Source organism: Caulobacter sp. GW821-FHT11E10 (assembly GCF_058808375.1).
Genome location: NZ_JBXARP010000009.1, coordinates 184335 through 208618, shown reverse-complemented (window position 1 = coordinate 208618; position 24284 = coordinate 184335). Strand labels below are relative to the sequence as shown.

Annotated in this window: 26 protein-coding genes; 9 read left to right on the top strand and 17 right to left on the bottom strand. The window is 67.3% G+C overall.

What is annotated here, in order from left to right; genetic code table 11:
• The first annotated feature begins 28 nt into the window (after positions 1 to 28).
• Positions 29 to 424: an NADH:ubiquinone oxidoreductase subunit NDUFA12 gene (locus AC1RRV_RS19655; RefSeq protein WP_492861330.1), complete on the top strand. Its 396-nt coding sequence runs from the start codon at positions 29 to 31 to the stop codon at positions 422 to 424.
• Between the two features lie 5 nt (positions 425 to 429).
• The gene (locus AC1RRV_RS19650; RefSeq protein WP_492861329.1) at positions 430 to 1092 is read left to right on the top strand and encodes a DUF2155 domain-containing protein; all 663 of its coding nucleotides are present in this window, start codon (positions 430 to 432) and stop codon (positions 1090 to 1092) included.
• Here the strand turns inward: AC1RRV_RS19650 and aat are convergent.
• The 5 genes from aat to aroQ form a co-directional block, all read right to left on the bottom strand.
• The gene (gene aat, locus AC1RRV_RS19645; protein WP_492861328.1) at positions 1029 to 1679 is read right to left on the bottom strand and encodes a leucyl/phenylalanyl-tRNA--protein transferase; all 651 of its coding nucleotides are present in this window, start codon (positions 1677 to 1679) and stop codon (positions 1029 to 1031) included. The two genes, AC1RRV_RS19650 and aat, sit on opposite strands and share 64 nt — an antisense overlap.
• Before the next feature lie 22 nt (positions 1680 to 1701).
• Positions 1702 to 1914 (bottom strand): DUF4287 domain-containing protein, encoded by a 213-nt coding sequence (locus AC1RRV_RS19640; protein ID WP_492861327.1) that lies wholly within the window; start codon positions 1912 to 1914, stop codon positions 1702 to 1704.
• A gap of 8 nt (positions 1915 to 1922) precedes the next feature.
• Positions 1923 to 3269 (bottom strand): acetyl-CoA carboxylase biotin carboxylase subunit, encoded by a 1347-nt coding sequence (gene accC, locus AC1RRV_RS19635; RefSeq protein ID WP_492861326.1) that lies wholly within the window; start codon positions 3267 to 3269, stop codon positions 1923 to 1925.
• Between the two features lie 5 nt (positions 3270 to 3274).
• Entirely contained in the window at positions 3275 to 3787 is a 513-nt protein-coding gene (accB, locus tag AC1RRV_RS19630; RefSeq protein WP_492861325.1) for an acetyl-CoA carboxylase biotin carboxyl carrier protein, read from the bottom strand.
• A gap of 61 nt (positions 3788 to 3848) precedes the next feature.
• On the bottom strand, positions 3849 to 4289 hold the full coding sequence (gene aroQ, locus AC1RRV_RS19625; protein WP_492861324.1) for a type II 3-dehydroquinate dehydratase: 441 nt from the start codon (positions 4287 to 4289) through the stop codon (positions 3849 to 3851).
• Positions 4290 to 4367: 78 nt separating this feature from the next.
• On the opposite strand from aroQ, the gene thiS reads away from it, so the two are divergent.
• Together thiS and AC1RRV_RS19615 are read left to right on the top strand one after the other, a co-directional pair.
• The gene (gene thiS / locus AC1RRV_RS19620; protein ID WP_492861323.1) at positions 4368 to 4568 is read left to right on the top strand and encodes a sulfur carrier protein ThiS; all 201 of its coding nucleotides are present in this window, start codon (positions 4368 to 4370) and stop codon (positions 4566 to 4568) included.
• Between the two features lie 143 nt (positions 4569 to 4711).
• Complete coding sequence (locus AC1RRV_RS19615; RefSeq protein WP_492861322.1) at positions 4712 to 5524, top strand: thiazole synthase; 813 nt, start codon at positions 4712 to 4714, stop codon at positions 5522 to 5524.
• Here the strand turns inward: AC1RRV_RS19615 and AC1RRV_RS19610 are convergent.
• The 4 genes from AC1RRV_RS19610 to AC1RRV_RS19595 form a co-directional block, all read right to left on the bottom strand.
• Positions 5521 to 6261, bottom strand: coding sequence for a DsbA family protein (locus AC1RRV_RS19610; RefSeq protein WP_492861321.1), 741 nt, complete (start codon positions 6259 to 6261; stop codon positions 5521 to 5523). The genes AC1RRV_RS19615 and AC1RRV_RS19610 overlap by 4 nt on opposite strands.
• A 28-nt stretch (positions 6262 to 6289) precedes the next feature.
• Positions 6290 to 7726 (bottom strand): M48 family metalloprotease, encoded by a 1437-nt coding sequence (locus AC1RRV_RS19605; protein WP_492861319.1) that lies wholly within the window; start codon positions 7724 to 7726, stop codon positions 6290 to 6292.
• 143 nt (positions 7727 to 7869) lie between these two features.
• Positions 7870 to 10605 (bottom strand): Rne/Rng family ribonuclease, encoded by a 2736-nt coding sequence (locus AC1RRV_RS19600; protein WP_492861317.1) that lies wholly within the window; start codon positions 10603 to 10605, stop codon positions 7870 to 7872.
• Positions 10529 to 10750, bottom strand: a complete 222-nt coding sequence (locus tag AC1RRV_RS19595; RefSeq protein WP_492861316.1) for a hypothetical protein — start codon at positions 10748 to 10750, stop codon at positions 10529 to 10531. The genes AC1RRV_RS19600 and AC1RRV_RS19595 overlap by 77 nt, the downstream gene beginning before the upstream one ends.
• Before the next feature lie 442 nt (positions 10751 to 11192).
• On the opposite strand from AC1RRV_RS19595, the gene AC1RRV_RS19590 reads away from it, so the two are divergent.
• From AC1RRV_RS19590 to prfB, 3 genes are all read left to right on the top strand, one after another.
• Positions 11193 to 12380 carry an N-acetylmuramoyl-L-alanine amidase family protein gene (locus AC1RRV_RS19590; RefSeq protein ID WP_492861315.1) on the top strand — a complete coding sequence of 396 codons (1188 nt, stop codon included), beginning with the start codon at positions 11193 to 11195 and terminating at the stop codon, positions 12378 to 12380.
• Positions 12381 to 12555: 175 nt separating this feature from the next.
• Entirely contained in the window at positions 12556 to 14925 is a 2370-nt protein-coding gene (locus AC1RRV_RS19585; RefSeq protein ID WP_492861314.1) for a penicillin-binding protein 1A, read from the top strand.
• A gap of 67 nt (positions 14926 to 14992) precedes the next feature.
• Positions 14993 to 16115 (top strand): peptide chain release factor 2 gene (gene prfB, locus AC1RRV_RS19580; RefSeq protein ID WP_492861313.1). Its coding sequence is split into 2 segments (ribosomal slippage): positions 14993 to 15061 and positions 15063 to 16115, totalling 1122 coding nucleotides; the frame shifts between segments, so codons are not numbered across the junction.
• A gap of 3 nt (positions 16116 to 16118) precedes the next feature.
• Here the strand turns inward: prfB and AC1RRV_RS19575 are convergent.
• A complete protein-coding gene (locus AC1RRV_RS19575) occupies positions 16119 to 16421 on the bottom strand; it encodes a helix-turn-helix domain-containing protein (RefSeq protein ID WP_492861312.1) in 303 nt (100 codons plus the stop codon).
• A gap of 89 nt (positions 16422 to 16510) precedes the next feature.
• Between AC1RRV_RS19575 and AC1RRV_RS19570 the strand changes: the two genes are divergently transcribed.
• Positions 16511 to 16879: a VOC family protein gene (locus AC1RRV_RS19570; RefSeq protein WP_492861311.1), complete on the top strand. Its 369-nt coding sequence runs from the start codon at positions 16511 to 16513 to the stop codon at positions 16877 to 16879.
• Positions 16880 to 16936: 57 nt separating this feature from the next.
• On the opposite strand, the gene AC1RRV_RS19565 is transcribed toward AC1RRV_RS19570, so the two are convergent.
• The 5 genes from AC1RRV_RS19565 to AC1RRV_RS19545 all read right to left on the bottom strand — a co-directional run bounded on the left by AC1RRV_RS19565 (position 16937) and on the right by AC1RRV_RS19545 (position 20870).
• Positions 16937 to 17473 carry a bactofilin family protein gene (locus AC1RRV_RS19565; RefSeq protein WP_492861310.1) on the bottom strand — a complete coding sequence of 179 codons (537 nt, stop codon included), beginning with the start codon at positions 17471 to 17473 and terminating at the stop codon, positions 16937 to 16939.
• Positions 17454 to 18605 carry a peptidoglycan DD-metalloendopeptidase family protein gene (locus AC1RRV_RS19560; protein ID WP_492861309.1) on the bottom strand — a complete coding sequence of 384 codons (1152 nt, stop codon included), beginning with the start codon at positions 18603 to 18605 and terminating at the stop codon, positions 17454 to 17456. Before AC1RRV_RS19560 ends, AC1RRV_RS19565 begins: the two co-directional genes overlap by 20 nt.
• 238 nt (positions 18606 to 18843) lie before the next feature.
• A complete protein-coding gene (locus tag AC1RRV_RS19555; RefSeq protein WP_492861431.1) occupies positions 18844 to 19305 on the bottom strand; it encodes a peroxiredoxin in 462 nt (153 codons plus the stop codon).
• Between the two features lie 77 nt (positions 19306 to 19382).
• Positions 19383 to 20723 (bottom strand): tyrosine--tRNA ligase, encoded by a 1341-nt coding sequence (gene tyrS, locus AC1RRV_RS19550; RefSeq protein ID WP_492861308.1) that lies wholly within the window; start codon positions 20721 to 20723, stop codon positions 19383 to 19385.
• Between the two features lie 96 nt (positions 20724 to 20819).
• Positions 20820 to 20870 carry a hypothetical protein gene (locus AC1RRV_RS19545; protein WP_324112648.1) on the bottom strand — a complete coding sequence of 17 codons (51 nt, stop codon included), beginning with the start codon at positions 20868 to 20870 and terminating at the stop codon, positions 20820 to 20822.
• A 43-nt stretch (positions 20871 to 20913) separates the two neighbouring features.
• On the opposite strand from AC1RRV_RS19545, the gene AC1RRV_RS19540 reads away from it, so the two are divergent.
• Positions 20914 to 22017 carry an anhydro-N-acetylmuramic acid kinase gene (locus tag AC1RRV_RS19540; protein WP_492861307.1) on the top strand — a complete coding sequence of 368 codons (1104 nt, stop codon included), beginning with the start codon at positions 20914 to 20916 and terminating at the stop codon, positions 22015 to 22017.
• A gap of 130 nt (positions 22018 to 22147) precedes the next feature.
• Here AC1RRV_RS19540 and AC1RRV_RS19535 read toward each other — a convergent pair whose 3' ends face one another.
• A complete protein-coding gene (locus AC1RRV_RS19535; RefSeq protein ID WP_492861306.1) occupies positions 22148 to 23428 on the bottom strand; it encodes an NAD(P)/FAD-dependent oxidoreductase in 1281 nt (426 codons plus the stop codon).
• A gap of 118 nt (positions 23429 to 23546) precedes the next feature.
• The gene (locus tag AC1RRV_RS19530) at positions 23547 to 24197 is read right to left on the bottom strand and encodes an alpha/beta hydrolase (RefSeq protein ID WP_492861305.1); all 651 of its coding nucleotides are present in this window, start codon (positions 24195 to 24197) and stop codon (positions 23547 to 23549) included.
• Positions 24198 to 24284: the final 87 nt, after the last annotated feature.

The following is a 24284-nucleotide window of genomic DNA, read 5'->3' as shown; positions in this document are numbered from 1 at the left end:
GGGCCCTGCAATTTCGGGTGCGAACGTAGTGCTGAAAGCGATCTTCACGTGGTGGAATGGCGCGACCCTGGGTCAGCGCTTCCATATCGGCCGCCGCGGCGTGTTCATCGGCAAGGACGAGCAGGGCAATCGCTATTTCGAGGCGCGCGACAACAGCGACAGCTACGACGAACGCAAGCGCCGCTGGGTGATCTACAACGGTTATGCGGAAGCCTCGAAGGTCCCACCGGACTGGAGCGGCTGGCTGCACTACACCTTCGACGAGCCGCCGACCCAGGTTCCGCTGATGCGCCGCGATTGGGAGAAGGATCACCTCCCGAACCTGACCGGCACGGTGCATGCCTGGCGTCCGAAGGGTTCGCTGACCCGGGGCGGCGAGCGCGCCGCCGCGACCAGCGACTACGAAGCCTGGAAGCCGGAATAGGCCCGATGGCCCGCCGGGCGTCCCTGGTCGCCGCCTTTGCCGTCCTGTCCGGCTTAACCGTGACGGGCCCCGCCTTCGCGCGCCAGAACACCGCGCCTCAGGCCCAGACCCCGCCGCCGGCCCCGCAAGCGCCTGTCGCGCAGACGCCGCGTCCCGTGGCGCCCGCGCCGGGACCCGAGCAGCGTCCAGCCCAGCCGGCCCAGGTCTCGCCGGCCGTGGCCAATCCCAATCCGCCAGCATCGCCGCCGCCGACCGCGGCGACCGCGCCCAAGCCGGCCGCCACGACCCCGGCCAAGCCGGTTGAGCCGACCAAGCGCGCACGCTACTCGATCGCGATCCTGCAGGCCCTGGACAAGGTCACGACCGAGACCATGCGGTTCGAGGTCCCGATCGGTCAGCCGATCCGCTACAAGACCCTGATCTTCACCATCCGCGCCTGCGAGACCGCCGCCTCGGACGAGATCGCGCCGGAGTCGACGGCCTATGTCGTCGTCGACACCCAGCCCAAGGCCCAGGGCGGTCGCGCCGCCCCTCCGGGACGCCAGATCTACAAGGGTTGGATGTACGCCAGCTCCCCGGGCCTGAACCCGCTGCAGCACCCGGTCTATGACGCCTGGTTGATCGCCTGCAAGCAGTCGGTCCCCGTCGCGCCGCCCGCCAAGCCGTAGAAGTCACCCGGGACGTTCAGGGCCTTGGCCAGTCGCCGGCGATAGTCCGCGCGGCCGATCTCGATCACACCGAACTGGGCCAGGTGGTCGGTGATGAACTGGGTGTCGAGCAGCTGATAGCCGCCGGCGATCAAGCGCGCCACCAGGTGCACCAGGGCCACCTTGCTGGCGTCGCGCGCGGTGGAAAACATGCTCTCGCCGAAGAAGGCGCCGCCCAGCGAAACACCATACAGTCCGCCCACAAGCTCATCGCCGCGCCAGGCCTCGACGCTATGGGCCAGGCCCCGGGCGTAGAGCTGGCCGTAGAGGCGCTGGATGGGATGGTTGATCCAGGTCTCCAGCCGCCCGGGCTTGGCGGCCGCGCAGCTCTCGATCACCGCGTCGAAGGCGGTGTCGATCCGGATCTCGTAGAGGCCGCCGCGCACGGTGCGGGCCAGGCGCTTGGGGACGTGCAGTCCGTTCAGCGGCAGAACGCCTCGGCGTTCTGGATCGATCAGGAAGACGCTTTCGTCATCCCGGGCGTCCGCCATCGGAAACACGCCCCGCGCATAGCAGGCGATCAGATCGTCGACCGTGAAGGCGTCCACCTGGGTTCCCGACGCTGTCGTCTCAACCGGCCTGTTCGGCCTGCTTGAGATACCACGTGGTCAGGGTGCGCGCCCAATAGCGTGGAACCCCGTGGGCGGACTGCAGGTGCGCGACGACATCGTTCGACTTCCGGCCGGCGATCGGCGCGATCACCCCGGCCCAGTGGGCCAGGGGGTGACCGGTCTTCTCGACGACCTGTTCGTCGCTGACGTCCCAGTAGTCGGCGCGCACCATGCTAGATCCTAGGCCTCCTGGGCTTTGATCCAGCGTTCCAGCCAGTGGATGTCGTAGTCGCCGGCCAGGATGTCGGGCTGAACCAGGAGGTCCTGGAACAACGGGATCGTGGTCTCAATCCCGCCCACGACCATCTCGCCCAGGCAGCGCTTCAGGCGCGCGATGCACTCGGCGCGGTCGCGGCCGTGCACGATCAGCTTGCCGATCAGGCTGTCGTAATAGGGCGGGATCGCGTAGCCGGTGTAGATCGCCGAATCCAGACGAACGCCCAGCCCGCCAGGGGCATGGAAGTCCGTGATGGTGCCGGGCGAGGGCGTGAAGGTCCGCGCATTCTCGGCGTTGATCCGGCACTCGATGGCGTGCCCCTCGAAGACGACGTCGTCCTGGGTGAACGACAGCGGCAGGCCGGCGGCGATGCGGATCTGTTCGCGGACCAGGTCGATGCCCGTGATGGCTTCGGTGACCGGGTGCTCGACCTGCAGGCGGGTGTTCATCTCGATGAAGAAGAACTCGCCGTTCTCCCACAGGAACTCGATGGTCCCGACGCCCAGGTAGCCAATGGCCTTGACGGCGTCGACGACGATCTTGCCGATCTTGGCGCGATCGGCCGCGCCGAGGGCGGGCGAGGGGGCTTCTTCCAGCACCTTCTGGTGACGGCGCTGCAGCGAGCAGTCGCGCTCGCCCAGGTGCACCACGTTGCCGTGGCTGTCGGCGATCACCTGCAGCTCGATGTGACGCGGCTTCTGGAGATAGCGCTCCATATAGACCGTGTCGTCGCCGAAGGCCGCGCGGGCCTCCGAGCGGGCGGTGGAGACCGCCTCGGCCAGGTCCTCACGCGTCTGGGCGACCTTCATGCCGCGACCGCCGCCGCCGGAGGCGGCCTTGATCAGCACGGGGAAGCCGATTTCCTCGGCGGCCGCGAAGGCCTCTTCCTCGGTCGAGACGCCGCCGTCCGAGCCGGGGACGACCGGGATGCCGGCGTCCTTCACGGCCTGTTTGGCGGTGATCTTGTCGCCCATCATCCGGATGTGCTCGGGCTTCGGGCCGATGAAGGTGAAGCCGTGCGCGTTGACGATCTCGGCGAAGCGCGCGTTCTCCGACAGGAAACCGTAGCCGGGGTGGATCCCCTGGGCGCCGGTGATCTCGGCCGCCGCGATGATCGACGGGATGTTGAGGTAGCTCTTGGCGGCGGGGGCGGGGCCGATGCAGACGCTTTCGTCCGCCAGGCGCACCCACATCGAGTTGCGGTCGGCCTCGGAGTGGACCGCCACGGTGGCGATGCCCATTTCCTTGCAGGCGCGGTGAACCCGGAGCGCGATTTCGCCCCGGTTCGCGATCAGGATCTTGTCGAACATGATCGTTACTCGATGACGACGAGCGGCTCGCCGAACTCGACGGGCTGCGCGTCGGCGACCAGGATCTCGACGACCTTGCCGGCCTTCGGAGCCGAGATCGGGTTCATGGTCTTCATGGCTTCGACGATCAACAGCGTCTGACCGGCCGTGACGGTGTCACCGACCTTGATGAAGGCGTCCGCGCCCGGCTGGGGCGACATGTAGACGGTGCCGACCATCGGGGACTTCACGGCGTCGCCACGCGCGGCGGCGGGCGCCGGAGCGGCTTCGGCGACCGGCGCCGCGGCGACCGGCGCGGCCGGAGCGGGAGCCGGGGCGTAGGTCGGAGCGGCCGACTGCTGCACATAGTTGACGGGAGCGGCGGTCAGTTCGCGCGCGACGCGGATCTTCAGGCCGCCGTGCTCGACCTCGATCTCCGTGAGGCCCGTGTCCTTCAGGATGTCCGCGATCTTGCGGACCAGACGAGCGTCGATGGCCGGAGCTTCGACCGGATCGGCGGGGGCCTTGGGGTTCGACATGGAAGCTTACCTTGTTCTTTTTGAACGCCTCGGCGGCGGAAAACGCCGGGCGATGTCGTTGCTAAACGCGGATCAGGCCGAAAGCGGCCTCGATCGCCAATTCATAACTCGCCGCGCCGAAGCCGGAGACAATCCCGGTGGCCGCTAGCGAAACGAAGGTGTGGCGGCGGAATTCCTCTCTCGCAGCCGGGTTGGACAGATGGCACTCGATCACCGGGATGCTCAAGGTTTTGAGCGCATCCAGAAGCGCGATCGAGGTGTGGCCGTAGCCGGCCGGATTGATGATGAGCGCCGAGGCCGACTCACGCGCCTCTTGCACCCAATCGATCAGCACGCCCTCATGGTTGGACTGGCGGAAAACCACCGAAACACCGCGCGAAGCCGCCCGCGCCTCACAGCGCGCACGGACATCGTCGAGCGTGTCCTTGCCATAAATCTCGGGCTCGCGGGTCCCCAACAGGTTGAGATTGGGTCCGCTCAGCACGTGGATCGGTTTTACCATGCGGCTCCGCCGTCGATTCCGAGGGTCTTGTATAGCCGGTTCCGCCGGGTCACAAGCACGGCTCGCTTCGGAGGAGATATGAGGCTTTTACTGAATGGGGAAGAACGGGACGTGGCCAACGTTGTCACGATCGCCGATCTGGTGAGCGCCCTGGGCCTGGACGCCCGCAAGGTGGCCGTCGAGCGCAACCTCGAGATCGCTCCGCGCTCGACCTATGGCGACACTGCCTTGGCCGACGGCGACCGCATCGAGATCGTCACTTTTATCGGTGGCGGCTGATCCTGCGCCCTTCGAGGCCGCTTCGCGGCGCCTCAGGATGAGGACGCCCGAGCGATAGATCCTCATCCTGAGGTGCGAGCAAAGCGAGCCTCGAAGGACGCAAGGCGTTTGAAACCGAGCGTTCCCAGGCGTAAACCAGCCCGATGAACGCGCACGTTTCCCCCGACTCCGTCTCGGCTCCCGACACCGACGAAACTTGGACCGTCGCCGGCCGCACCTTTCGCTCGCGCCTGATCGTCGGCACGGGCAAGTACAAGGACTATGCGACCAACGCCGCCGCCGCCCGCGCGGCCGGGGCCGAGATCGTCACCGTGGCCGTGCGCCGCGTGAACCTGACCGATCCCAGCCAGCCGTTGCTGATCGACTACATCAAGCCGACCGAATTCACCTATCTCCCGAATACGGCGGGCTGCTTTACCGGCGAGGACGCGGTGCGCACCCTGCGCCTGGCCCGCGAGGCCGGTGGCTGGGACCTGGTCAAGCTGGAGGTCCTCAGCGACCCCAAGACCCTGTTCCCGGACATGGAAGAGACCTTGCGCTCGCTGAAGCTGCTGGTCGCCGAGGGCTTCCAGGTCATGGTCTACTGCTCTGACGACCCGGTCTATGCCCGCAAGCTGGAAGAGGCGGGCGCGGTGGCCATCATGCCGCTGGGCGCGCCGATCGGCTCGGGCCTGGGCATCCAGAACCGGGTGAACCTGCGGATCATCGTCGAGAACGCCAAGGTGCCGGTGCTGGTCGACGCCGGCGTCGGCACGGCCTCGGACGCGGCGATCGGCATGGAGCTGGGCTGTGACGCCATCCTGATGAACACGGCCATCGCCGAGGCCAAGGATCCGATCCGCATGGCCAAGGCGATGAAGCACGCCGTCATCGCCGGCCGCGAGGCCTACCTCGCCGGCCGGATGCAGAAGCGGCTGTACGCCGATCCCAGCTCGCCGCTGGCGGGACTGATCTAGCCCGCCTTCGCCTTGCTCGCCCGCGTCTGCTCGATCGCCAGCTTCAGGGCGTTCATGTCGGCGCCGGGCACCAGGGTGTCGCCAACGATGAAGGCCGGGGTGCCCGACAGGTTCAGGATGCGGGCCAGGGCGTCGGTGTCGGCGATGTGCTGGGTCACGGCCTGGCTCTCGCCGACGGCCTTGGCCTTGTCCATGTCAACGCCCAGGCCCTTGGCGATGCGCAGCGCGCCGGCCGCGTCGAGAGCGTTCTCGGCCATCAGGGCCTTGTAGAGCTCCAGGCTCTTGCCCTGGTCCTTGGCGCCTAGCGCGATGCGGGCGGCGGCCTCGCTGTCGTTGCCGAAGATCACGAAGTCCTTCAGCACCAGGCGGACATCGGGGTTCTTCTGGACCAGTTCGACGAGTTCGGGCGCGACGTGACGGCAATAGCCGCATTTGTAGTCGAAGAACTCGGTGACGGTGATCGCGCCCGCCGGATTGATGACGATGTCGCGCGGATCGCGCTCGATAGCCTGGCGGTGCTTGACGATGGCCTGCTGGGCCGACACGGCCTGCTGCGCGGCCTGCTTCTTTTGCAGCGCCTGGCTAGCTTCCACCAGCACTTCGGGGTGCTCCAGCAGGTAGGCGCGGACCTTTTCGCCGAACGCCTTGTCGGGCTGGGGCTTGCCGCAGCCGGCGAGGGTCGCGCCGACGAGGGCGAAGGGCAGGGCGAAGGTCGCTGCGCGACGAAGCAGGGTCATAGAGGTCTCGGAAGAGAGGAAGGCCGCTTCAGCGGCCGAGGTTGGATTGCACGGCGCCTTCCTTGGCCAGGTCCTTCAGTTCCTGGTTAGAGGGGCGCGAAGCCAGGACGATGTCGGTGGCGCGACGCCAGTCCGGCGTGTTCTTGGTCAGCAGCTCCCGGGCCCGCATGGCGAAGACCTTGGCTTCGCGCACCGCGCCCAGCGAGAAGTACTGCTCGGCGGTGGCCAGGCGCGCCTCACCGTCCTTTTTCTGCTTGTCGTAGGCCTGGGCCATCAGGCGCCAGGCGACCGAGTTGTCCGGCTCGTTGAGCAGGCTGCGCTTCAGCTCCTGGATGCCTTCCTCGACCTTCTTGGGATCGTCGAGGCTGATCAGGGTCTGGCCGAGATTGACGCGCAGCAGGGCGGCGTCGGGCTTCAGGGCCACCGAGCGGCGCTGCGGCTCCTCGGCTAGGGCCACGCGGTTGAATTCGAACAACACCTGGCCCTTCAGCTCCCACAGATAGGGATTTTCCGGGTGGTCGGCGAGCAGGCCGTCGATCAGCTTCAGGGCCCGGTCGGGCTCCTTCATCTGGTAATAGGCGATGGCGCGGGCGTAGCGGGCCGGAAAGCCGGTGTCGGTCTCCTTGTACTTCATCAAGGCGACTTGTGGGTTCAGGAACCCTTCCAGCTTGGCCTTCATGACCTCGTGCTGGGCCAGATCCTCTGGCGTATCGACGGCGCTGAAGTGGGGCTGGCGCTCGACGCGGCTGCGCAGCACCTCGATCCGCTCCGACGACAGCGGATGGCTCCGGAAATAGGCGAACCGGCGGGCCTGGTCGAAGACCTCCTGGTAGCGGAAATTGTCGAAGAACTCGACGAGGCCGCGGCCCGACTGACCGGTGGCCTCCAGGAAGCCGGCGCCGGCCTGGTCGGCGCGGGATTCCTGCTCGCGGCTATAGCCCAGGGCTCCGAGCGCGCCGGCATACTGCGCATTGCCCAGCAGGATCGCCGCGCCGTCCGCGGAGCCGGCCAAGGCGGCCAGGACGCCCAGACCCATGGTCAGGATCATCGGCTTGAGCCCGGCCTTCATCATCTCGTCCGAACGGCTCGGGTGACCACCGGCCAAGTGTCCGGTTTCGTGGGCGATGACGCCGCGCAATTGGTTGGGGTTCTCGGTCTGCAGGATCAGGCCGGTGTTGAGGCCCATCTGCAGGCCCTGGGTCGCGAAGGCGTTCAGGGACTTGTCGCCGACGATCAGGATCCGGACGTTCCTGGCGTCCAGACCGGCCGCCGTGAAGATCGGGTCGGAATCGTGGTGCAGGATTTCTTCGATCTCGGTGTCGCGGATCAGCGACATGCCGCCGTCCTGGGCCGAGGCGACCCGCGGAACCGAAACGCCGGACGCAAAAACGGCCAGGGCGGCGGTCGCCGCGCCCAATCGCCGTCCCATCTGGCGTTTCCCAGCGCGCCCGCTACGCGAAGTCATCGAGTGATCTCCAGATCGCGCCCCCGCGAACCCTGACCAGTCTAACTTGGATCGTGAAGGCGAGGGAACAAGAGCTTCCTGATCGTCGCCCAGACGATTTCGGCCCGCGCGCCGTCAAGACGCGCGGGCCGCGATCAGGTCACCTACCGGCGCCACCAGCCCTTCCGGGGCTTTTCGGGCGGGGTGGTGATCTCGTTCGGATCGGGCTCAGCCGAAGCGGCGACCGTCTCGACAACCGGCTCGGGTTCGGGAGCCGGAGCCGGAGTGGCCTCGACGACGGGTTCCGGTTCCGGAGCCTGGACCGGTTCCGGCGCGACCTCGGCGACGGGTTCGGCCACGGCCTCGACGGTTTCAGCAACGACCTCGGCTTCAGCCTCGGGCGCGGCCTTCTTGCTGCGTGAGCGCGTGCGCTTGGGCTTCTTCGGCGCGTCCTCGGCTTCGGGCAGTTCGACCCAGACGTCGGCCGGCGGGCTGGCGATCACCGGCGGAGCTAGGATCGGCGCCTCGAAGGGCTCGGCCGGTTCGGCGGTCACGGCCTCGACCGAGGCGGTGTCGACGGCGGCTTCGACCTGGACGGCGTCGTCGCGTTGGCGACGGCCGCGATCACGGCCGCGGCGGCCGCGTTCACGAGCGGGACGTTCTTCACGCTCCGGACGCTCCGGACGCTCGGTGCGTTCCGGACGTTCGGCCGTTGTGGCGGCCTCGGCGCGGGCTTCGGGCGCCGGACGGCGCGGTTCGCCGCCACCGACCAGGGCGGCCGGGTCGTGCCAGGTGAAGACGTTCTCGCCGAACGGGACGCGGGGGCGGATCCAGACGAAGGCGTCGGCCGGACGATCGCCGTCCTCACGACCGCCACGACGACCGCCACGACGGCCGCGACGACGACGGCGACGACGGGCGTCCTCGTCCTCGTCGCCGAACTCGGCGCGGTCTTCGGCGTCGCTCTCGTCTTCTTCGCCCTCGGCTTCGACCTCGGTCGCTGTCTCGGTCTCGGCTTCGTCGCGACGACCGCGGCCGCGGCCGCGATCACGGCGGCGGCGCCCCTTACGGTCACCGCGATCGTCGTCGCGGGTCTCCTTGCGGGCCGAGGCGTCGTCGTCGTCGGTGTCCTCGCGCTCGATGTCGTCCTCGTCGTCGAGGTCGATCGCTTCGTCTTCTTCTTCCTCGTCAGTGAAGGCCGAGGGATCGAAGTCGTCGTCTTCCTCGACATACGGCGCCGGAGCCACGGCGATGCGTTCGCCCAGTTCCGTGCGCTCGATCTCCTGCTCGCCGGCGTGCAGGCTGTCGTCGACCAGAACCGTGACCAGCAGGCCATGGGTCTGCTGCAGGCGCTGCAGATAGGCGCGCTTTTCGTTGAGGATGTAGAGGCCGACCGAACGCGAGACCTTCAGGATCACCGCGCCGCTGCCCTTCAGGGCCTCGGCCTCGACCGCGCGCAGGGCGGCCAGGGCGCTCGACTCGACCGAGCGGACGCGGCCGGTGCCTTCGCAGTGTTCGCAGACGTGGGTCGTGCCTTCCAGAACGCCGGTGCGGCGGCGCTGGCGGCTGATCTCCATCAGGCCGAAGCCCGAGATCTTGCCCATCTGGATGCGGGCGCGGTCGTCCTTGAGAGCGTCCTTCAGGACCTTCTCGACCGTGCGGTTGTTCTTGCCTTCATCCATGTCGATGAAGTCGATGACGATCAGGCCGGCCAGGTCGCGCAGGCGCAGCTGGCGGGCGGCTTCCTCGGCGGCCTCGACGTTCGTCTTGAGGGCGGTGGCCTCGATGTTGCGCTCGCGCGTCGCCTTGCCCGAGTTGACGTCGATGGCGACCAGGGCCTCGGTCTGGTTGATCACCAGATAGCCGCCGGAACGCAGCGGCACGACCGGCGAATAGATCTGGGCCAGATGGTCCTCGATCTTGTGCTTGACGAACAGCGGCGTCGGATCGCGGTAGTTGAAGACCTTCTTGGACTGGCTCGGCATCAGCATGCGCATGAAGTCGCGCGCTTCCTTGTAGCCGGCGTCACCCTCGACCCAGATCCCCTCCAGGTCCTTGTCGTACATGTCGCGAATGGCGCGTTTGACGAGGTCTTCTTCCTCGTAGATCAGCGCCGGGGCGATCGAGTGCAGCGTGTTCTCGCGGATGTTCTCCCAGAGACGCAGCAGATATTCGTAGTCGCGCTTTACCTCGGCCTTGGTGCGCTTGGCGCCCGCCGTGCGGACAATAAGGCCCATGCCCTGCGGCACGTCCAGGCTCTGGACGACGCTCTTCAGGCGCTTGCGATCGGTGATGGCGGTGATCTTGCGGCTGATGCCGCCGCCACGGGCGGTGTTGGGCATCAGGACGCCGTAGCGGCCGGCCAGCGACAGGTAGGTGGTCAGGGCCGCGCCCTTGTTGCCACGCTCTTCCTTGACGACCTGAACCAGCATGATCTGCCGGCGGCGGATCACTTCCTGGATCTTGTACTTGCGCATCAGCCGGCGCTTGCGGCGCGCCAGTTCTTCCTCGACGTCGTCATCGTCGTCGTCGACCGCGCGGGCGCCGCCGTTGACGTCGTCCTCGTCGTCGCCGCCCGAGGCGCGACGGGAGATCGGGGTGTCGTCCTCGTCGTCACCGCTGTCGTCGCGCATCAGCGCTTCGCGGTCGGCGACCGGGATCTGATAGTAGTCCGGGTGGATTTCGTTGAACGCCAGGAAGCCGTGGCGATTGCCACCGTACTCGACGAACGCGGCCTGAAGGCTGGGTTCGACGCGCGTTACCTTGGCGAGATAGATGTTTCCGCGGAGCTGTTTGCGGGTCTGGCTTTCGAAATCGAATTCTTCAACCCGGGTTCCGTCCACGACGACCACACGCGTCTCTTCGGCGTGTGCTGCGTCGATCAGCATCTTCTTCGACATTAAGGGAGTCTCCACGGCGCACGGCGGGCGCGAGGCCCGGGCGCCGATATGAATGAAGGGCGCGCGCGTCGCCGACCGTCGTCGTCCCGCTGTAGCGGGTCCGAAGGGTCAGGTGCCAAAGGCGATCGGGTGCGGCGCAGCCCATTGGGGGTTTCGTTTGTCCCTACCGCGCCGGGGGCGCGGAACTGGATGGTTTGCCTGTCGCGTCACGAGTGGCGCGAGGAGGTATTGTTGTCGCGCCAGGAAGGCGCGGATCGGATGGCGCGTCGTCGCCAAGAGGGCGTTTGAGCCCGACGCGAGCCCCGCGACACAGCGTCTCGGTAGGCATCTTGCCCGCTCGGTCGGCCGCGTCTCGAAACACTATCTAATCTGCCGTCTACGGTACGGAAGAGGTTCAAGACCTCTTTTCCACAACACAGGCGGCCCGCACGGAGTCGTGACGATCACGGCATTCGCGCGCGGCGGGACTGTAGCCACATAAGCGCGCAAAAGAAAAGCGTTCGACGGACGATCTCGACTTAACCCTTTCGCTACCGCGCCCGGGCGATATTGACCTCCGGTTCACCAATTCCGACTAGCGCGGGCGGATGCGTAAGGTTCTCATCAGTTTGGCCCGCATGGGCTGGTTCAGGGCGATCCTGATTGTCGGCGGTCTGACGACCGCGGGCGTCGCCGTGGCCACGGCTCAAGGCCCCGCCGCGCCGGCGGGCGTGCAGAAGGTCCGTTTCGGCGGCGACCGTTCGGAGACGCGCGTCGTCATCGACCTGGATCGCGCCGCCGCCGGCAAGCTGATTTCCGACGGCATGGACGACCAGCGCCTGGTTCTGGCGCTTCCGAATGTCCTGGTGTCCGGCGACCTCCAGGGCTCTGGCCAGGGCCTGGTCAAGCGCTGGGTGATCGACGAGGCCGCCGGCGGCGCTCGTCTGCGCCTGGACCTGGCCGGCAAGGCCGAGGTCCGCCGGCGCTTCCTGCTGCCGCCCGGCGACGGGGCCAGCGCCTATCGCTATGTCATCGACCTCAAGGCCGTGGACGGGGCTATCGCCCCGCAAACGCCGCGCCTGACCCTGGCGACCGCGCCGGTCAAGGCCGCGCCGCTGCGCCTGAAGAAGGTCATCGTCATCGACGCCGGCCACGGCGGCAAGGATCCCGGCTCGCTGGGCGCCAATGTCCACGAGAAGGATGTCACCCTGGCCGCCGCCCTGGCGCTGAAGGACCGTCTCGAACGCACCGGCCGCTTCCAGGTGGTGCTGACCCGCGAGACCGACACCTTCATTCCGCTGGAATCGCGCGTGCAGATCGCCCGTCGCGCCGACGCGGACCTGTTCATCTCCATGCACGCCGACTCGGGTCCGGACACCACCACGCGGGGCGCTTCGGTCTACACCTTGTCGGAAAAGGGCGCCGATCGCGTCGGCCGCGTCCTCGAGAAGGACGACTGGCTGATGAAGGCGAACCTGCCGGGCCGCGATCGCGCGGTCAGCCAGATCCTGCTGGATCTGTCGCAGCGCGCCACCAAGAACCGTTCGGCCGCCTTCGCCCAACTGCTGCTGGCCAATGTCGGCGAGGAAACCACGCTGCTGCGCCGTAGCCACCGCGACGCCGGCTTCATCGTGTTGCTGGCCCCCGACGTGCCGGCCGTGCTGCTGGAGATGGGCTTCATCACCAATCCTGACGATGAGGCCTTCCTGACCACCAAGGGCAGCCGCGCTCGGATGGTCGGCGCCGTGGCCGACTCCATCGAGGCCTATTTTTCGGCGGGTCTGCGCAAGTCCTGAGGCCTCACGACCGAAGCGGGGCGCTTCCCCTTTCTTCCGGCGCACTCTAATCACAGAGGGTGATCGTTCGCGCTTCGCTGGCGAAGGTGCGACCGCAAAACCGCTTACGGTTGGGCGACAAGCGATCTAGTGAAAAGTGCAAGGCAGGCTAGGGGGCCTGTCCGACGGAGGTCGCGTGGATCTGAAACCCACCGAACGATGGATGGCCATCGCGGGCGTGGCGGTGCTTTCGGCCATCGCGGTCGCGGGATTCGCGATCGCGATCTACGCCGCCTGGCTGTTCCACGACATGCCCGACGCCGGTGAGCTGCAGGACTACCGTCCGCCGACCGCCACGCGCGTCTACGCCTGGGACGGCACCCTGATCGGCGAGTACAGCAAAGAGCGCCGGATCTTCATTCCCTACGACCAGATCCCGCCGCAGCTGGCCCAGGCCTTCCTGGCGGCCGAGGATCGCAACTTCTTCCAGCACGGCGGCGTCGATGTGGGCGGGCTGTCGCGCGCCATGCTCAAGAACGTCGGCAACGCGATGCGCGGGCGGCGGCTGGAGGGCGGCTCGACCATCACCCAGCAGGTCGCCAAGAACGTCCTCCTGACCAGCGACGCCACGGTCGGCCGCAAGTTCAAGGAAGCGATCCTGGCCCACCGCCTGGAGCAGTCGTTGACCAAGCAGCAGATCCTCGAGCTCTATTTGAACGAAATCTGGCTCGGCTATCGCTCGTTCGGCGTCGGCGCGGCCGCCTATAACTATTTCGGCAAGTCCCTGCCGGACCTGACCCTGGCCCAGTGCGCCTATCTGGCCTCGCTGCCCAAGGGGCCGGACAACTACCACCCGATCCGCAACAAGACGAAGGCGCTCATCCGCCGCAACTGGGTGCTGGGCCAGATGGCCGAGCAGGGCTGGGTCTCCAAGGCCGACGCCGAGAAGGCCATGGCCGAGGACCTCGTCGTCCAGGCCGCTCCGAAGCGCGCGGCCTATCGCGACGCCGACTACTTCGTCGAGGAAGTCCGCCAGCGCGGCATGGCCACCCTGGGGTCCCGCCTGAACGAGGGCGGTTACTATATGCGCACCACCCTGGACCCCCGGATGCAGACGGCGGCCCGCGTCGCGCTGATGGACGGTCTGGAGAAGTACGACCGTCGCCACGGCTGGCGCGGGGCCTGGGGCCATGTCGAGTCCACCGACCTGAGCTGGGAAAAGACCGCCCTCGCCAAGGCGGTCCCGTCGGAACGCACGAACTGGCGTCCGGCCCTGGTCGTCTCCAATGACGGCCGCGTGCGCCTGGCGAAGAAGGAAGGCGAGGGCCAGATCGTCGGCGAGGACGTGACCTGGGCCAAGAACGGCAAGGGCCTGAAGGCCGGCGACCTCGTGTTCGTGGAGAGGACAGCCACGGGCGGCTATCGCCTGCGCCAGGTGCCAGCGGTGAACGGCGCCATGGTGGCCATGGAGCCCTATACCGGCCGCATCGTCGCGCTGGTCGGCGGCTACAGCTTCTCGCTCTCGAACTTCAATCGCGCCACCCAGGCGATGCGTCAGCCGGGGTCGGCGTTCAAGCCGTTCGTCTACGCCACGGCCCTGGAGAACGGCTACACGCCGGCCAGCGTGATCGTCGACAGCGCCATCACCTTCAAGGGCGCGAACGGCGAGGACTGGAGCCCGGAGAACTACCACAAGGAATTCTACGGCGCGCAGCCGCTGCGCAAGGGCTTGGAACAGTCGATCAACGCCATGACCGTGCGCCTGGCCCAGGGCGTCGGCATGAAGAAGATCATCGACTTCGCCAAGCGCACCGGCGTGGTCCGCGACATGGACCCCGTGCTGGCCATGGCCCTGGGGGCCGGGGAGACGACGCCGTTCAAGCTGACCGCCGCCTACGCCCCGTTCGTCAATGGTGGCCGCCGCGTCGAGCCGCACCTGATCGAGCTGGTGCAGGATCGCGAAGGCAAGGTCATCTTCCGCGCCGACAAGCGCGACTGCGAGCGCTGCGACGCCGGGTTCAGCGGCGACGAGAGCCCGCGCTTCGCCGCGCCGGGCGATCAGGTCATGGATCCCGTTACCGCCTACCAGATCACCTCGATGCTGCAGGGCGTGGTCCAGCGCGGCACGGCCGCCGCCGTCAGCTCGCTGGGACGTCCGCTGGCCGGCAAGACGGGCACCACCAACGAGTATCGCAGCGCATGGTTTGTCGGCTATTCGCCCAACCTGGTGGTCGGGGTCTTCGTCGGCTTTGACGACAACCGCTCGCTCGGCGAGGGTGAGACCGGCGCCACGGACGCCGTGCCGGTGTTCATCGACTTCATGAAGGTGGCCTTGGAGGGGCAGCCCCTGGTCGACTTCAAGCCGCCGAAGACCGCCAAGTTCGCCATGGTCCGGGGCGTCCGGGAAGCGTTCCGCCCGGGCACCGAGCCGAAGGTCGAGGTCGCCCCGACCGGGCCGGTTCCCTACCAGGACCTGCCGCCGGGCCTGCCGCCCGTCCAGCAGCCCCAGGCTCAGCCGGGCAAACCGCCACCGCAGAAGGTCGACCCGCTTAGCGGATTGTACTGATGTCATTGCGTGGGAGCGCGACGCACGCTATCTCCCGCGCCCTTCAACACTGTCACGGAGTAACGTGATGCGACCGGATGTCGAGGCCGCCGCGGCTGACATCGAGCAGTCCGTGGGACTGCTCAGGAGGCGTCTTTGACTGGGATGTCGCCCTCCGAAAGCTTGATGAGCTGAACGCCCGGGTCGAAGACCCGACCCTTTGGGACCGCCCGTCCGAGGCCCAGGCGGTCTCGCGCGATCGCGCCGCCCTGGCCGCCAAGGTCGAGTCCGTGCAGGCGATCGAGCGCGAGCTCAAGGACGCCCTGGAATACGCCGAGCTGGCCGAGATGGAGTCCGATGAGGACTCCCTGAACGACGCCCGCGCCCAGTTGAAGCTGCTGAAGGAGCGCGCCGGCCGCGCCGAACTGGAAGCCCTGCTCTCGGGCGAGGCCGACGGCAACGACTGCTACATCGAAATCAACTCCGGGGCCGGGGGCACCGAGTCCTGCGACTGGGCCGGCATATTGCTGCGCATGTACACGCGCTGGGCCAACGCCCACGGCATGACCACCGAGCTCGTCGAAGAGACCGACGGCGACCAGGCCGGCATCAAGTCCGCGACCCTGCTGGTCAAGGGCCAGAACGCCTATGGCTGGCTGAAGACCGAGGCTGGGGTGCACCGTCTGGTGCGCATCAGCCCCTATGACAGCAGCGCCCGCCGTCACACCTCGTTCGCCTCGGCCTGGGTTTATCCCGTGGTCGACGACACGATCGAGATCGAGATCAATCCGGCCGATGTGCGGACCGACACCTACCGCGCCAGCGGCGCCGGCGGTCAGCACATCAACAAGACCGACTCGGCCGTGCGTCTCACGCACATTCCGACCGGCATCGCCGTGGCCTGCCAGGCCGGGCGCTCGCAGCACCAGAACCGGGATGAAGCCTGGAAAATGCTGCGCGCCCGTCTCTACGAGGCCGAGCTGCAGAAGCGGGAAGCCGCCCAGCAGGCTCTGGAAGACCAGAAGACCGACATCGGCTGGGGTCACCAGATCCGCAGCTACGTCCTGCAGCCCTACCAGATGGTCAAGGACCTGCGGACCAACGTCGAGACCTCCGACACGCAAGGCGTGCTGGACGGCGACCTCGACGCCTTCATGGGCGCTTCGCTGGCCCAGCGCGTCGGCGCCACGCGCGACGGCGCCGAAGCCTGATCCCTAATCCCGCTGGCGCTTCCAAGGCGTCAGCGGGACATAGGTCGCCGCCTCGGTCGGTCCCTGGCGGCTGATCTCGACCAGACCCCTTCGTTTCAGGTTCTCGACCGCGTTCTGCACGGTGCGCCGAGATTGCCCTGTGCGCTCGGCCAGCTCGGCGTGGCTGAAGCTGGCGCGACCATCGGCATGCGCCGCCAGGATCGCCAGGTAGACCAGGAACGACGACGGCCTGTGGTCGTGACCGACTAGGTCGGCCATCAGGGTGTCGAGGACGTAGCGGTCGATCTCGTAGCTTGGCGTATTCATTGCTATAGCAATGCCTGCACGTCTTCACCGGCGCAAGGTCGGGCGGCTACTTCCTCCGACACCGATCGCAACACGGAGAGGGGACAACCATGAGCGTGATCAGCAAGGTCAAATTCGTCAGCATCCCGGTCAGCGACCAGGATCGCGCCCTGGCGTTCTGGACCGAGAAGGTGGGCCTGCGCGTGGCCACCGACCAGCCCATGGGCAAGCAGCGCTGGATCGAGCTGTCGATCCCCGGCGCGGAGACCGGCCTAGTGCTGTTCACGCCCGACGGCCACGAGGACCGGATCGGCGGCTTCTTCAACGGCTCGCTGGCCTGCGACGACGTCGAGCACGCCTATCGCAAGCTGAGCGAGAAGGGCGTCGAGTTCGAGGGGCCGCCCGAGAAGCAGCCTTGGGGGACTTTCGCCAAGTTCAAGGACCCGGACGGCAACACCTTCGTGCTCTCCAGCCGCTGAACGAAAGAACGCCCCGGATCACTCCGGGGCGTTCTGACTTTCTTGAGCCTGGAAGCCTCAGCCCGCGACGGGCTTGGCCAGGGCCAGGGTGGCTTCGGCCTGGGGCGGCGCGGCCGCCGGAGCCGCCTGAGCCGGCGCCGCCTGGGCGACCGGAGCGGGAGCCTGGACCGGCGCGGGGCGCTGGAACTTCAGGCTGCGACCCTGGAAGAAGGCGCCGGTTTCCATCGCCAACTGCTCGTGGGTGATGTCGCCGTCGACATAGGAGGTGCCGTAGAGGCGGACCTGCTTGGACGTGATCGAGCCGACCACCCGGCCGCGCACCTCGACGATCTCGGCGTAGAGCGAGCCTTCGACGTGGCCGGTTTCGCCGATGGTCAGGCGGCCGACGCGGACGTCGCCCTTGATCACGCCGTCGATCTGCAGCTCGCCCTCGCCGGTGACGCTGCCCTCGATGGTCAGGTCGGCCGACAGCAGCGAGGCCACCTTCGGCGGCGCGCGACGGGCTTGATCCGTGGGAACGACCGCCATCTGGGTCGGCAGCGGCTCGATGCGGGCCGACCCCTTGGGGGCGGACTTAGCTTGCTTGCTGAACATACTCACCAGCCTTCAGGAAACGGTTGGGGTTCTGGGCCTTGCCGTTGACCCAGACTTCGTAATGCAGGTGTGGGCCGGTCGAGCGGCCGGTCGAACCCATGGCGCCGACGCGATTGCCGATCGCCACGCGTTGGCCGACGCGGACGCCGATGGTGGCCAGGTGGGCGTAGCGGGTCTTGAAGCCGCCGCCGTGGTCGATCTCGACCGTGTTGCCGTAGCCCGAACGCACGCCCGTGAACGAGATGACGCCCGGCGCGGTGGCCATGATCGGGGTGTAGAAGGCGCCCGGGAAATCGAGGCCCGAGTGGAAGGCCGGCCGGCGTGTGAACGGGTCGAAACGGACACCGTAGCTGGACGAAAGGGCCGGATTGCTGGTCGGGCGGAAGAACGGCAGCTTCTTGGCCGCCGCGCCCAGCGAGCGCATGTCCGACATGTCGTTGGCCGCGTGCTGGATGCGGCTGGCGAACTCTTCGTCCACGTCCAGGACGGCGGCGAGGGCGCGGGGATCCTTGGCCTCGATCAGCGGGCCACCCAAGGACGCGCCGCGACCGGTGAAGTTGCCGGCGTCCAGGCCCGCCATCCGCATGGCCAGGCGCAGGCGCTCGGCGCGGCTCTTGGCGAAGCTTTCGGCGGCGTCGATCAGGCGTTCCTGATCCATCCGGGTGCTCTGGATGCGCTCAACGGGGCTGGCGGCCAGCAGGCGCGGCTTGGCCACGGTCAGGGCGTCGGCGGCGCCGGGAACGCCCTTGAAATCGGAGACGAGCATGGCGAGCGCGGCGTGGCGCTTTTCGACCGAGGTGGCCAGGTCGTCCAGGTTGCCATTGGTCGCCGACAGCTGGGCCACCGCGCTGTTCAGGCGGGCCTGACGGTCGGCGTTGAGGCGCTCGTAATAGGCCTTCTGCTTGATGACCTGCTGGTCGGTCGAGCTGACCGCCAGGGCGTTGACCATCATCGAGGCCGTGCAGACGCCCATCCATAGGGCGGCGGCGGTGACCGCGGTCGCGCCGAGCAGTTGCTTGTTGCTGGAGAAAACGTATCCGCGCATCTCACCGCCGGAGCGGATGTAGATGTGCCTCTCCGGAAAGAGGGCTTCGAGAGAATGCCGCAGCCGCTTGAAGCGCGTAATCGCCATCGTCCCAGAAAACCCCCCGTTTCAGGTCTGGGCGATATGCTACGATAAAGCGGAAACGTGCAAGACTCTTCGCGCCCGAAGAGAGCGCGAGTCGCAAAAAGCGAGTTTTGCTTGCCGACCCTTAACGTTTCCTGACCGCGTTCGTCACGCATTAAGGTTGCGCTTGGTTGGAAAGGTCACAGGTAGAGGCGCGGATACAACACCCGCGCGGCCGAACGGTTCCGAATAGAGACGAAAACTACTTGATGCTCTTGGCGGCGTTCATGACGGCCTTGATGTGGCCGGGGACCTTCACCTTGCGCCAGACCTCGCGGACCACACCTTGGCGGTCGATCAGGAAGGTCGAGCGGTCGATGCCCATGTACTTGCGGCCGTACATGCTCTTCTCGACCCAGGCGCCATAGGCCTCGACCACGTCGCCCAGCGGATCGGCGGCCAGGTCGATGGTCAGGTCGTGCTTCTTGCGGAACTTGGCGTGCGAGGCGGCGCTGTCCTTCGAGATGCCGACGATCACCGCGCCCAGCTTGGCGAACTCCTCGACTTCCGACGAGAACTGCAGGGCCTCGGACGTGCAGCCGGCGGTATCGTCCTTCGGATAGAAGTAGAGGACGACGTTCTTGCCCTTCAGGCCCGACAGGCTGACCCGGCCGGTGTCGGTCGGCAGATCGAAGTCGGGGGCCATATCGCCGGGCTGCAGCATCGAACGCTTCTCCACCTTGGAATCCGTCATCCCGGCCTCTGGCTAGGCCGGCGCCGGGATGACAATCAACTAGCTAACTAAACAGGCTTCACCAAGACGATCTTCTTCTTGCCGGCGGCGAGCTTGACGACGCCCTCGACCAGGTCGGCCGATCCAATCACACGGTTCGCGTCGGCCTCGGCCTTGTCGTTGACCTTGACGCCGCCGCCCTGGGCCAGGCGGCGAGCCTCGCCGCGCGAGGCGGCCAGGCCGGCGTCGGTGAACAGGGCCGCCAGCACGATGCCGGCTTCAAGTTCCGCGGCGGGCACCTCGAAGGTCGGCAGGTCGGCAGAAAGCGCGCCCTGTTCGAAGGCCTTCTCGGCGGCGTCACGGGCCTTGCGGGCTTCGTCTTCACCGTGGGCCATGCGGGTGGCTTCGTCGGCCAGCACCTTCTTGGCGTCGTTGATCTGGGCGCCTGGCAGGGCTTCCAGCTCGGCGATCTTGTCCAGCGGCAGGTCGGTGAACAGCTTCAGGAAGCGGCCCACGTCGGCGTCCTCGGTGTTGCGCCAGAACTGCCAGTAGTCGTAGGGGCTCAGCTGCTCGGCATTGAGCCACACCGCGCCGGCCATGGTCTTGCCCATCTTGGCGCCCGAGGCGGTGGCCAGCAGCGGCGTCGTCAGGCCGAAGGCGGCCTTCTGGTCGACGCGGCGCGTCAGCTCCACGCCGTTGAGGATGTTACCCCACTGGTCCGAGCCGCCCATCTGCAGAACGCAATTGTACTTGCGGTTCAGCTCCAGGAAGTCGGTGGCCTGCATCAGCATGTAGTTGAATTCGAGGAAGGTCATCGGCTGCTCGCGCTCGAGCCGCAGCTTGACCGAGTCGAAGGCCAGCATCCGGTTGACCGTGAAGTGCACGCCGTAGTCGCGCAGGAACTGCACGTAGCCGAACTTCGAGAGCCACTCGTCATTATCGACCATGATGGCGTCGGTCGGGCCGTCGCCGAAGGTCAGGAACTTGGCGAAAACCTGCTTGATGCCGGCGATATTGGCCGCGATGTCGGCGTCCGACAGCAGCTTGCGGCTTTCGTCCTTGCCGGTCGGGTCGCCGACCTTGGTCGTGCCGCCGCCCATCAGGACGATCGGCTTGTGACCGGCCTGCTGCAGGCGGCGCAGCATCATGATCTGGATCAAGCTGCCGACGTGCAGGGACGGGGCCGTGGCGTCGAAGCCGATGTAGGCCGTGACAATCCCGCCGGCAGCGGCGGCGTCCAGCTCGTCCGGATGGGTGATCTGATGGATGTAGCCACGCGCCTCCAGGGTTCGCAGGAACTCCGACTTGAAGGACGACGCGGCGGACATGGATCGACTCTCTGGTTTGGACGGCTTTGGAAGAGATGGCGCGCCGTCTAGCACGGCGAGATCAGCTTGTGAGGGTTTCATTTCGGACTCCGGACGGGATGCCGGAGCGCATGATCGACTTGGAATGAGCGACCCCGGCGAGGCGGGGGCGTTGCGACGTGTCTGGTCGGCCTCCCGCTATGGCAGCGGGCGGTAATAGGGGCGGGCCGGGACGAAAGCGTCGATCATTGAGGCTAGCTACCGTTTCACGGTCGTGGCAGTCAACGGTCCCATGAAAATCCTGGGATTCATGACCGGCACTTCGCTCGACGCGGTCGACATGGCGGTGCTGGAAACGGACGGCGAAGAGATCCAGAGCTTCGGTCCCGCCGGCGAACGAAAACTCCGCGAGGAGACCCGCGACCTGCTGCTGGTCGCCACCGAGGTCGCCCGAGGCTGGCCGCGCGACAAGCCCGCGCCGGACATCTTCGCCGAGGCCGCGGAGGCTGTCGCGGACGAACACTTCCACGCCGCCGAGAGCTTCCTGGCCGAGCATGGCCTGGCCTGGAGCGACTTCGACCTGCTGGGCGTGCATGGGCAGACCGTGCTGCATGAGCGCCCGACGCCGGATCGGATCGGCCGGACCGTGCAGCTGCTCGACGCCGAGCGCCTGGCCAAGGCCTGCGGTCGTCCCGTGGCCTTCGACTTCCGGACCGCCGACGTGGCGGCGGGCGGGCAGGGCGCGCCGCTGGCTCCGATCTATCACGCCGCCCGCGCCCGCGCCTCGGGCCTGGCGGCGCCGGTGGCGGCCCTGAACATCGGCGGCGTGGCCAACATCACCCTGATCGACGAGGACGGCGGCCTGCTGGCTTTCGATACGGGGCCCGGCAACGGCATGATCGACCTGATGCTGCAGGAACGCGGCCTGGGTCGGTTCGACGAGAATGGTCGCCTGGCCGCGTCCGGTCGGGTGGAGCAGGCGATCCTCGATCGCTTCCTGGATAGTTCCTACTTCTCCGGCCCCGCGCCCAAGTCTCTGGATCGCTATGATTTCCCGCTGGACCTGGTGGAGCCGTTGTCGGCCGAGGACGCGGCCGCCACCCTGGTGGCGTTCACGGCGGAAGCGGTGATCAAGGCCTTTGACCTGGGCGCGCGGCCTAGCGCCCTGATCGTCTGCGGTGGCGGGCGGCACAATCCCCAGATCATGCGGGTCCTGGCCGAACGCGCGCCGGTGCCGGTCAAGACCGCCGAGGACTTCGGCTGGCGGGGCGACAGCATCGAGGCCGAGGCCTTCGCCTACCTCGCGGCGCGGACGGCCAAGGGGCTGCCGATCAGCTTCCCCGGCACGACGGGCGTGAAGGCGCCGATGACCGGTGGACGGATCGTTAGACCCTAATAGATCCTCCCCCTAGCGGGGGAGGTGGCGCGAAGCGCCGGAGGGGGAAGTGCTGCAGAGCCTGCCTCTTCCCCCTCCGTCGCCGCTACGCGCCGACACCTCCCCCGTTAGGGGGAGGATCTTGAATGCTTCAGTGCAGCTTCAACCGTCCCGACACCCGCTGCTGCAACAGTCGCGCGAGCGCCAGGGTCGCGGTCCGACCTACGCCCAGGATCGCCCGATGGTGGTCCAGGTGCAGCGACATGTAGGCCCACTTGGCGATCAGGCCCTCGACGAAGAAGTTCGGACCGCCTAGCCCGCCCATCAGCGCGCCGACGCCCTTGTTGTCGCCCAGCGACACCAGCGAACCGAAGTCGCGATAGACAAAGGGCGCTTCGATCCGGCGCTGGCTCAAGCGCGCCAGCAACGCCTTCTCCAGATAGCTGGCCTGCTGGTGCGCGGCCTGGGCGCGGGCTGGGATGGTCTTGCCGTCCTTCCACGGCGCGGCGGCGCAGTCGCCGAGCGCCCAGACATCGGGGGCCGAGGTTTCCAGGCGGTCGTTGACCACGAACTGGTTGCTGCCGTTGGTCTCCAGACCAAAGCCGGTGTTGGTGTCGGCGGCCTTGATCCCGGCGGCCCAGACGATCAGGTCGGCCGGAATGTCGCCCTGGCTGGTTTCCAGCCGGTCGGCGTGGACGGCCAGCACCTTGGCGCTGGTCTTCACGGCCACGCCCTTTCGCTCCAGGGCCAGGGTGGCCTTGTCGGCGATCTTGTGGGGCAGGCCGCCCAGGATGCGCGGCGCGGCCTCGACCACGGTGATGTCCAGACGGAAGCGTTGTTCGTCGCCAAGGCTGCCTAGCAGCTCGCGATGAGCCTCGATCAGCTCGGCCGAAAGCTCGACGCCCGTGGCCCCGCCGCCGACGATGGCGACCCGCATGACCTTGTCGGACGAGAACGAGGCCTTGGTGAAAGCCGCCAGCAGGCGGGTGTGGAAGGCCTCGGCGTCCTCGGTCCGCTCCAGCAGATGCGCCAGCTCCGCGCCCGGCGTGCCGAACAGGTTGGAGCCGCTGCCGATCGCCAGGACGCCGTAGGTGAAGCTGATGGCCCGCTCGGGCGCCAGGACCTGGCCGTCCCCGTCGGTGATCGCCTTCAGGGTCAGGCGCTTGGCGGCGGGATCGAAGGTTTCCAGCTCGCCGAGCAGGAAGTTGAAGCCGTTCGTGCGGCCGAGGATCGAATAGGAGATGCCTTCCTGATGGACGTCCAGGGTGCCGGCCGCCACCTCGTGCAGGGTGGGTTTCCAGATGTGGAAGCTGGAACGGTCGATCAGCAGCACGCGGCGCTTGCCGTTTCGCCCTCCGAGCTTGCGCCCCAGCCGCGAAGCCAGTTCCAGTCCGCCGGCGCCCCCGCCGACGATGACGATGTCGTAGTGCATCACCGTCTCCGCTCATATTCATCACTCGGTGAATATATAGGGCGGCGACCGTTGTTACGCCAGCGGCGTCTCGTCGCAACGAAAAAGGCCTCCCCGGAGGGAGGCCTTCTGGAAGTCTCTAGATCGGATCCGCCGCCAGGCGCTTGTCGAGATATTCGCTGACGCTCTTCTCGACGCTGGGCAGGTGCTCGGTCCAGAAGTGGCTGGCCTTGTCGATGACCTCGTAGTCGATCGTGATGCCCTTCTGGGTGCGCAGCTTGGTCACCACGCGCTCCACCTCGACCGGCGGGGTGATGGTGTCGGCCGAGCCCGTCAGGAACAGGCCCGAGGCCGGGCAGGGGGCCAGGAAGCTGAAATCGTACATATTGGTCGGCGGCGACACCGAGATGAAGCCGTCCGTCTCCGGGCGGCGCATCAACAGCTGCATGCCGATATAGGCGCCGAAGTCGAAGCCGGCGACCCAGGTCTGGCTGGCGGCCGGGTTGCTGGTCTGCAGCCAGTCCAGAGCCGTGGCGGCGTCGGCCAGTTCGCCGATACCGGCGTCGAACTCGCCCTGGCTGCGGCCCACGCCGCGGAAATTGAAGCGCAGGGTCGCGAAACCGCGCTTCATGAACAGGTGGTACAGCTGAACCGCCACCGGGTGGTTCATGTGACCGCCGGCCTTGGGGTGCGGGTGCAGGATCAGCGCGATCGGCGCTGTTTCGGTCTTGCCCGGAGAATAGCGACCTTCGATCCGGCCGGACGCGCCGGTCAAAATCACATCAGGCATATCGTCCCCTTTAGCTGGCGACGGTCCGCATTCGGCCCTTTTTCAGGGTCAGAATACTTGACCGCCGCGCTTGGTCTTCCTAAATCG

Excerpts from the sequence above, each read along its gene's own strand:
- AC1RRV_RS19640 (WP_492861327.1), bottom strand. The coding sequence starts at position 1,914 with ATGGTGCGCGCCGACTACTGGGACGTCAGCGACGAACAGGTCGTCGAG.
- accB (WP_492861325.1), bottom strand. The coding sequence starts at position 3,787 with ATGTCGAACCCCAAGGCCCCCGCCGATCCGGTCGAAGCTCCGGCCATC.
- AC1RRV_RS19570 (WP_492861311.1), top strand. The coding sequence starts at position 16,511 with ATGAGCGTGATCAGCAAGGTCAAATTCGTCAGCATCCCGGTCAGCGAC.
- aroQ (WP_492861324.1), bottom strand. The coding sequence starts at position 4,289 with ATGGTAAAACCGATCCACGTGCTGAGCGGACCCAATCTCAACCTGTTG.
- AC1RRV_RS19565 (WP_492861310.1), bottom strand. The coding sequence starts at position 17,473 with ATGTTCAGCAAGCAAGCTAAGTCCGCCCCCAAGGGGTCGGCCCGCATC.
- AC1RRV_RS19590 (WP_492861315.1), top strand. The coding sequence starts at position 11,193 with ATGCGTAAGGTTCTCATCAGTTTGGCCCGCATGGGCTGGTTCAGGGCG.
- AC1RRV_RS19535 (WP_492861306.1), bottom strand. The coding sequence starts at position 23,428 with ATGCACTACGACATCGTCATCGTCGGCGGGGGCGCCGGCGGACTGGAA.
- AC1RRV_RS19610 (WP_492861321.1), bottom strand. The coding sequence starts at position 6,261 with ATGACCCTGCTTCGTCGCGCAGCGACCTTCGCCCTGCCCTTCGCCCTC.
- tyrS (WP_492861308.1), bottom strand. The coding sequence starts at position 20,723 with ATGAAACCCTCACAAGCTGATCTCGCCGTGCTAGACGGCGCGCCATCT.
- AC1RRV_RS19595 (WP_492861316.1), bottom strand. The coding sequence starts at position 10,750 with ATGGGCTGCGCCGCACCCGATCGCCTTTGGCACCTGACCCTTCGGACC.
- AC1RRV_RS19530 (WP_492861305.1), bottom strand. The coding sequence starts at position 24,197 with ATGCCTGATGTGATTTTGACCGGCGCGTCCGGCCGGATCGAAGGTCGC.
- AC1RRV_RS19650 (WP_492861329.1), top strand. The coding sequence starts at position 430 with ATGGCCCGCCGGGCGTCCCTGGTCGCCGCCTTTGCCGTCCTGTCCGGC.
- AC1RRV_RS19555 (WP_492861431.1), bottom strand. The coding sequence starts at position 19,305 with ATGCTGCAGCCCGGCGATATGGCCCCCGACTTCGATCTGCCGACCGAC.
- AC1RRV_RS19615 (WP_492861322.1), top strand. The coding sequence starts at position 4,712 with ATGAACGCGCACGTTTCCCCCGACTCCGTCTCGGCTCCCGACACCGAC.
- AC1RRV_RS19560 (WP_492861309.1), bottom strand. The coding sequence starts at position 18,605 with ATGGCGATTACGCGCTTCAAGCGGCTGCGGCATTCTCTCGAAGCCCTC.
- AC1RRV_RS19605 (WP_492861319.1), bottom strand. The coding sequence starts at position 7,726 with ATGACTTCGCGTAGCGGGCGCGCTGGGAAACGCCAGATGGGACGGCGA.
- AC1RRV_RS19575 (WP_492861312.1), bottom strand. The coding sequence starts at position 16,421 with ATGAATACGCCAAGCTACGAGATCGACCGCTACGTCCTCGACACCCTG.
- AC1RRV_RS19600 (WP_492861317.1), bottom strand. The coding sequence starts at position 10,605 with ATGTCGAAGAAGATGCTGATCGACGCAGCACACGCCGAAGAGACGCGT.
- accC (WP_492861326.1), bottom strand. The coding sequence starts at position 3,269 with ATGTTCGACAAGATCCTGATCGCGAACCGGGGCGAAATCGCGCTCCGG.
- thiS (WP_492861323.1), top strand. The coding sequence starts at position 4,368 with ATGAGGCTTTTACTGAATGGGGAAGAACGGGACGTGGCCAACGTTGTC.
- AC1RRV_RS19540 (WP_492861307.1), top strand. The coding sequence starts at position 20,914 with ATGAAAATCCTGGGATTCATGACCGGCACTTCGCTCGACGCGGTCGAC.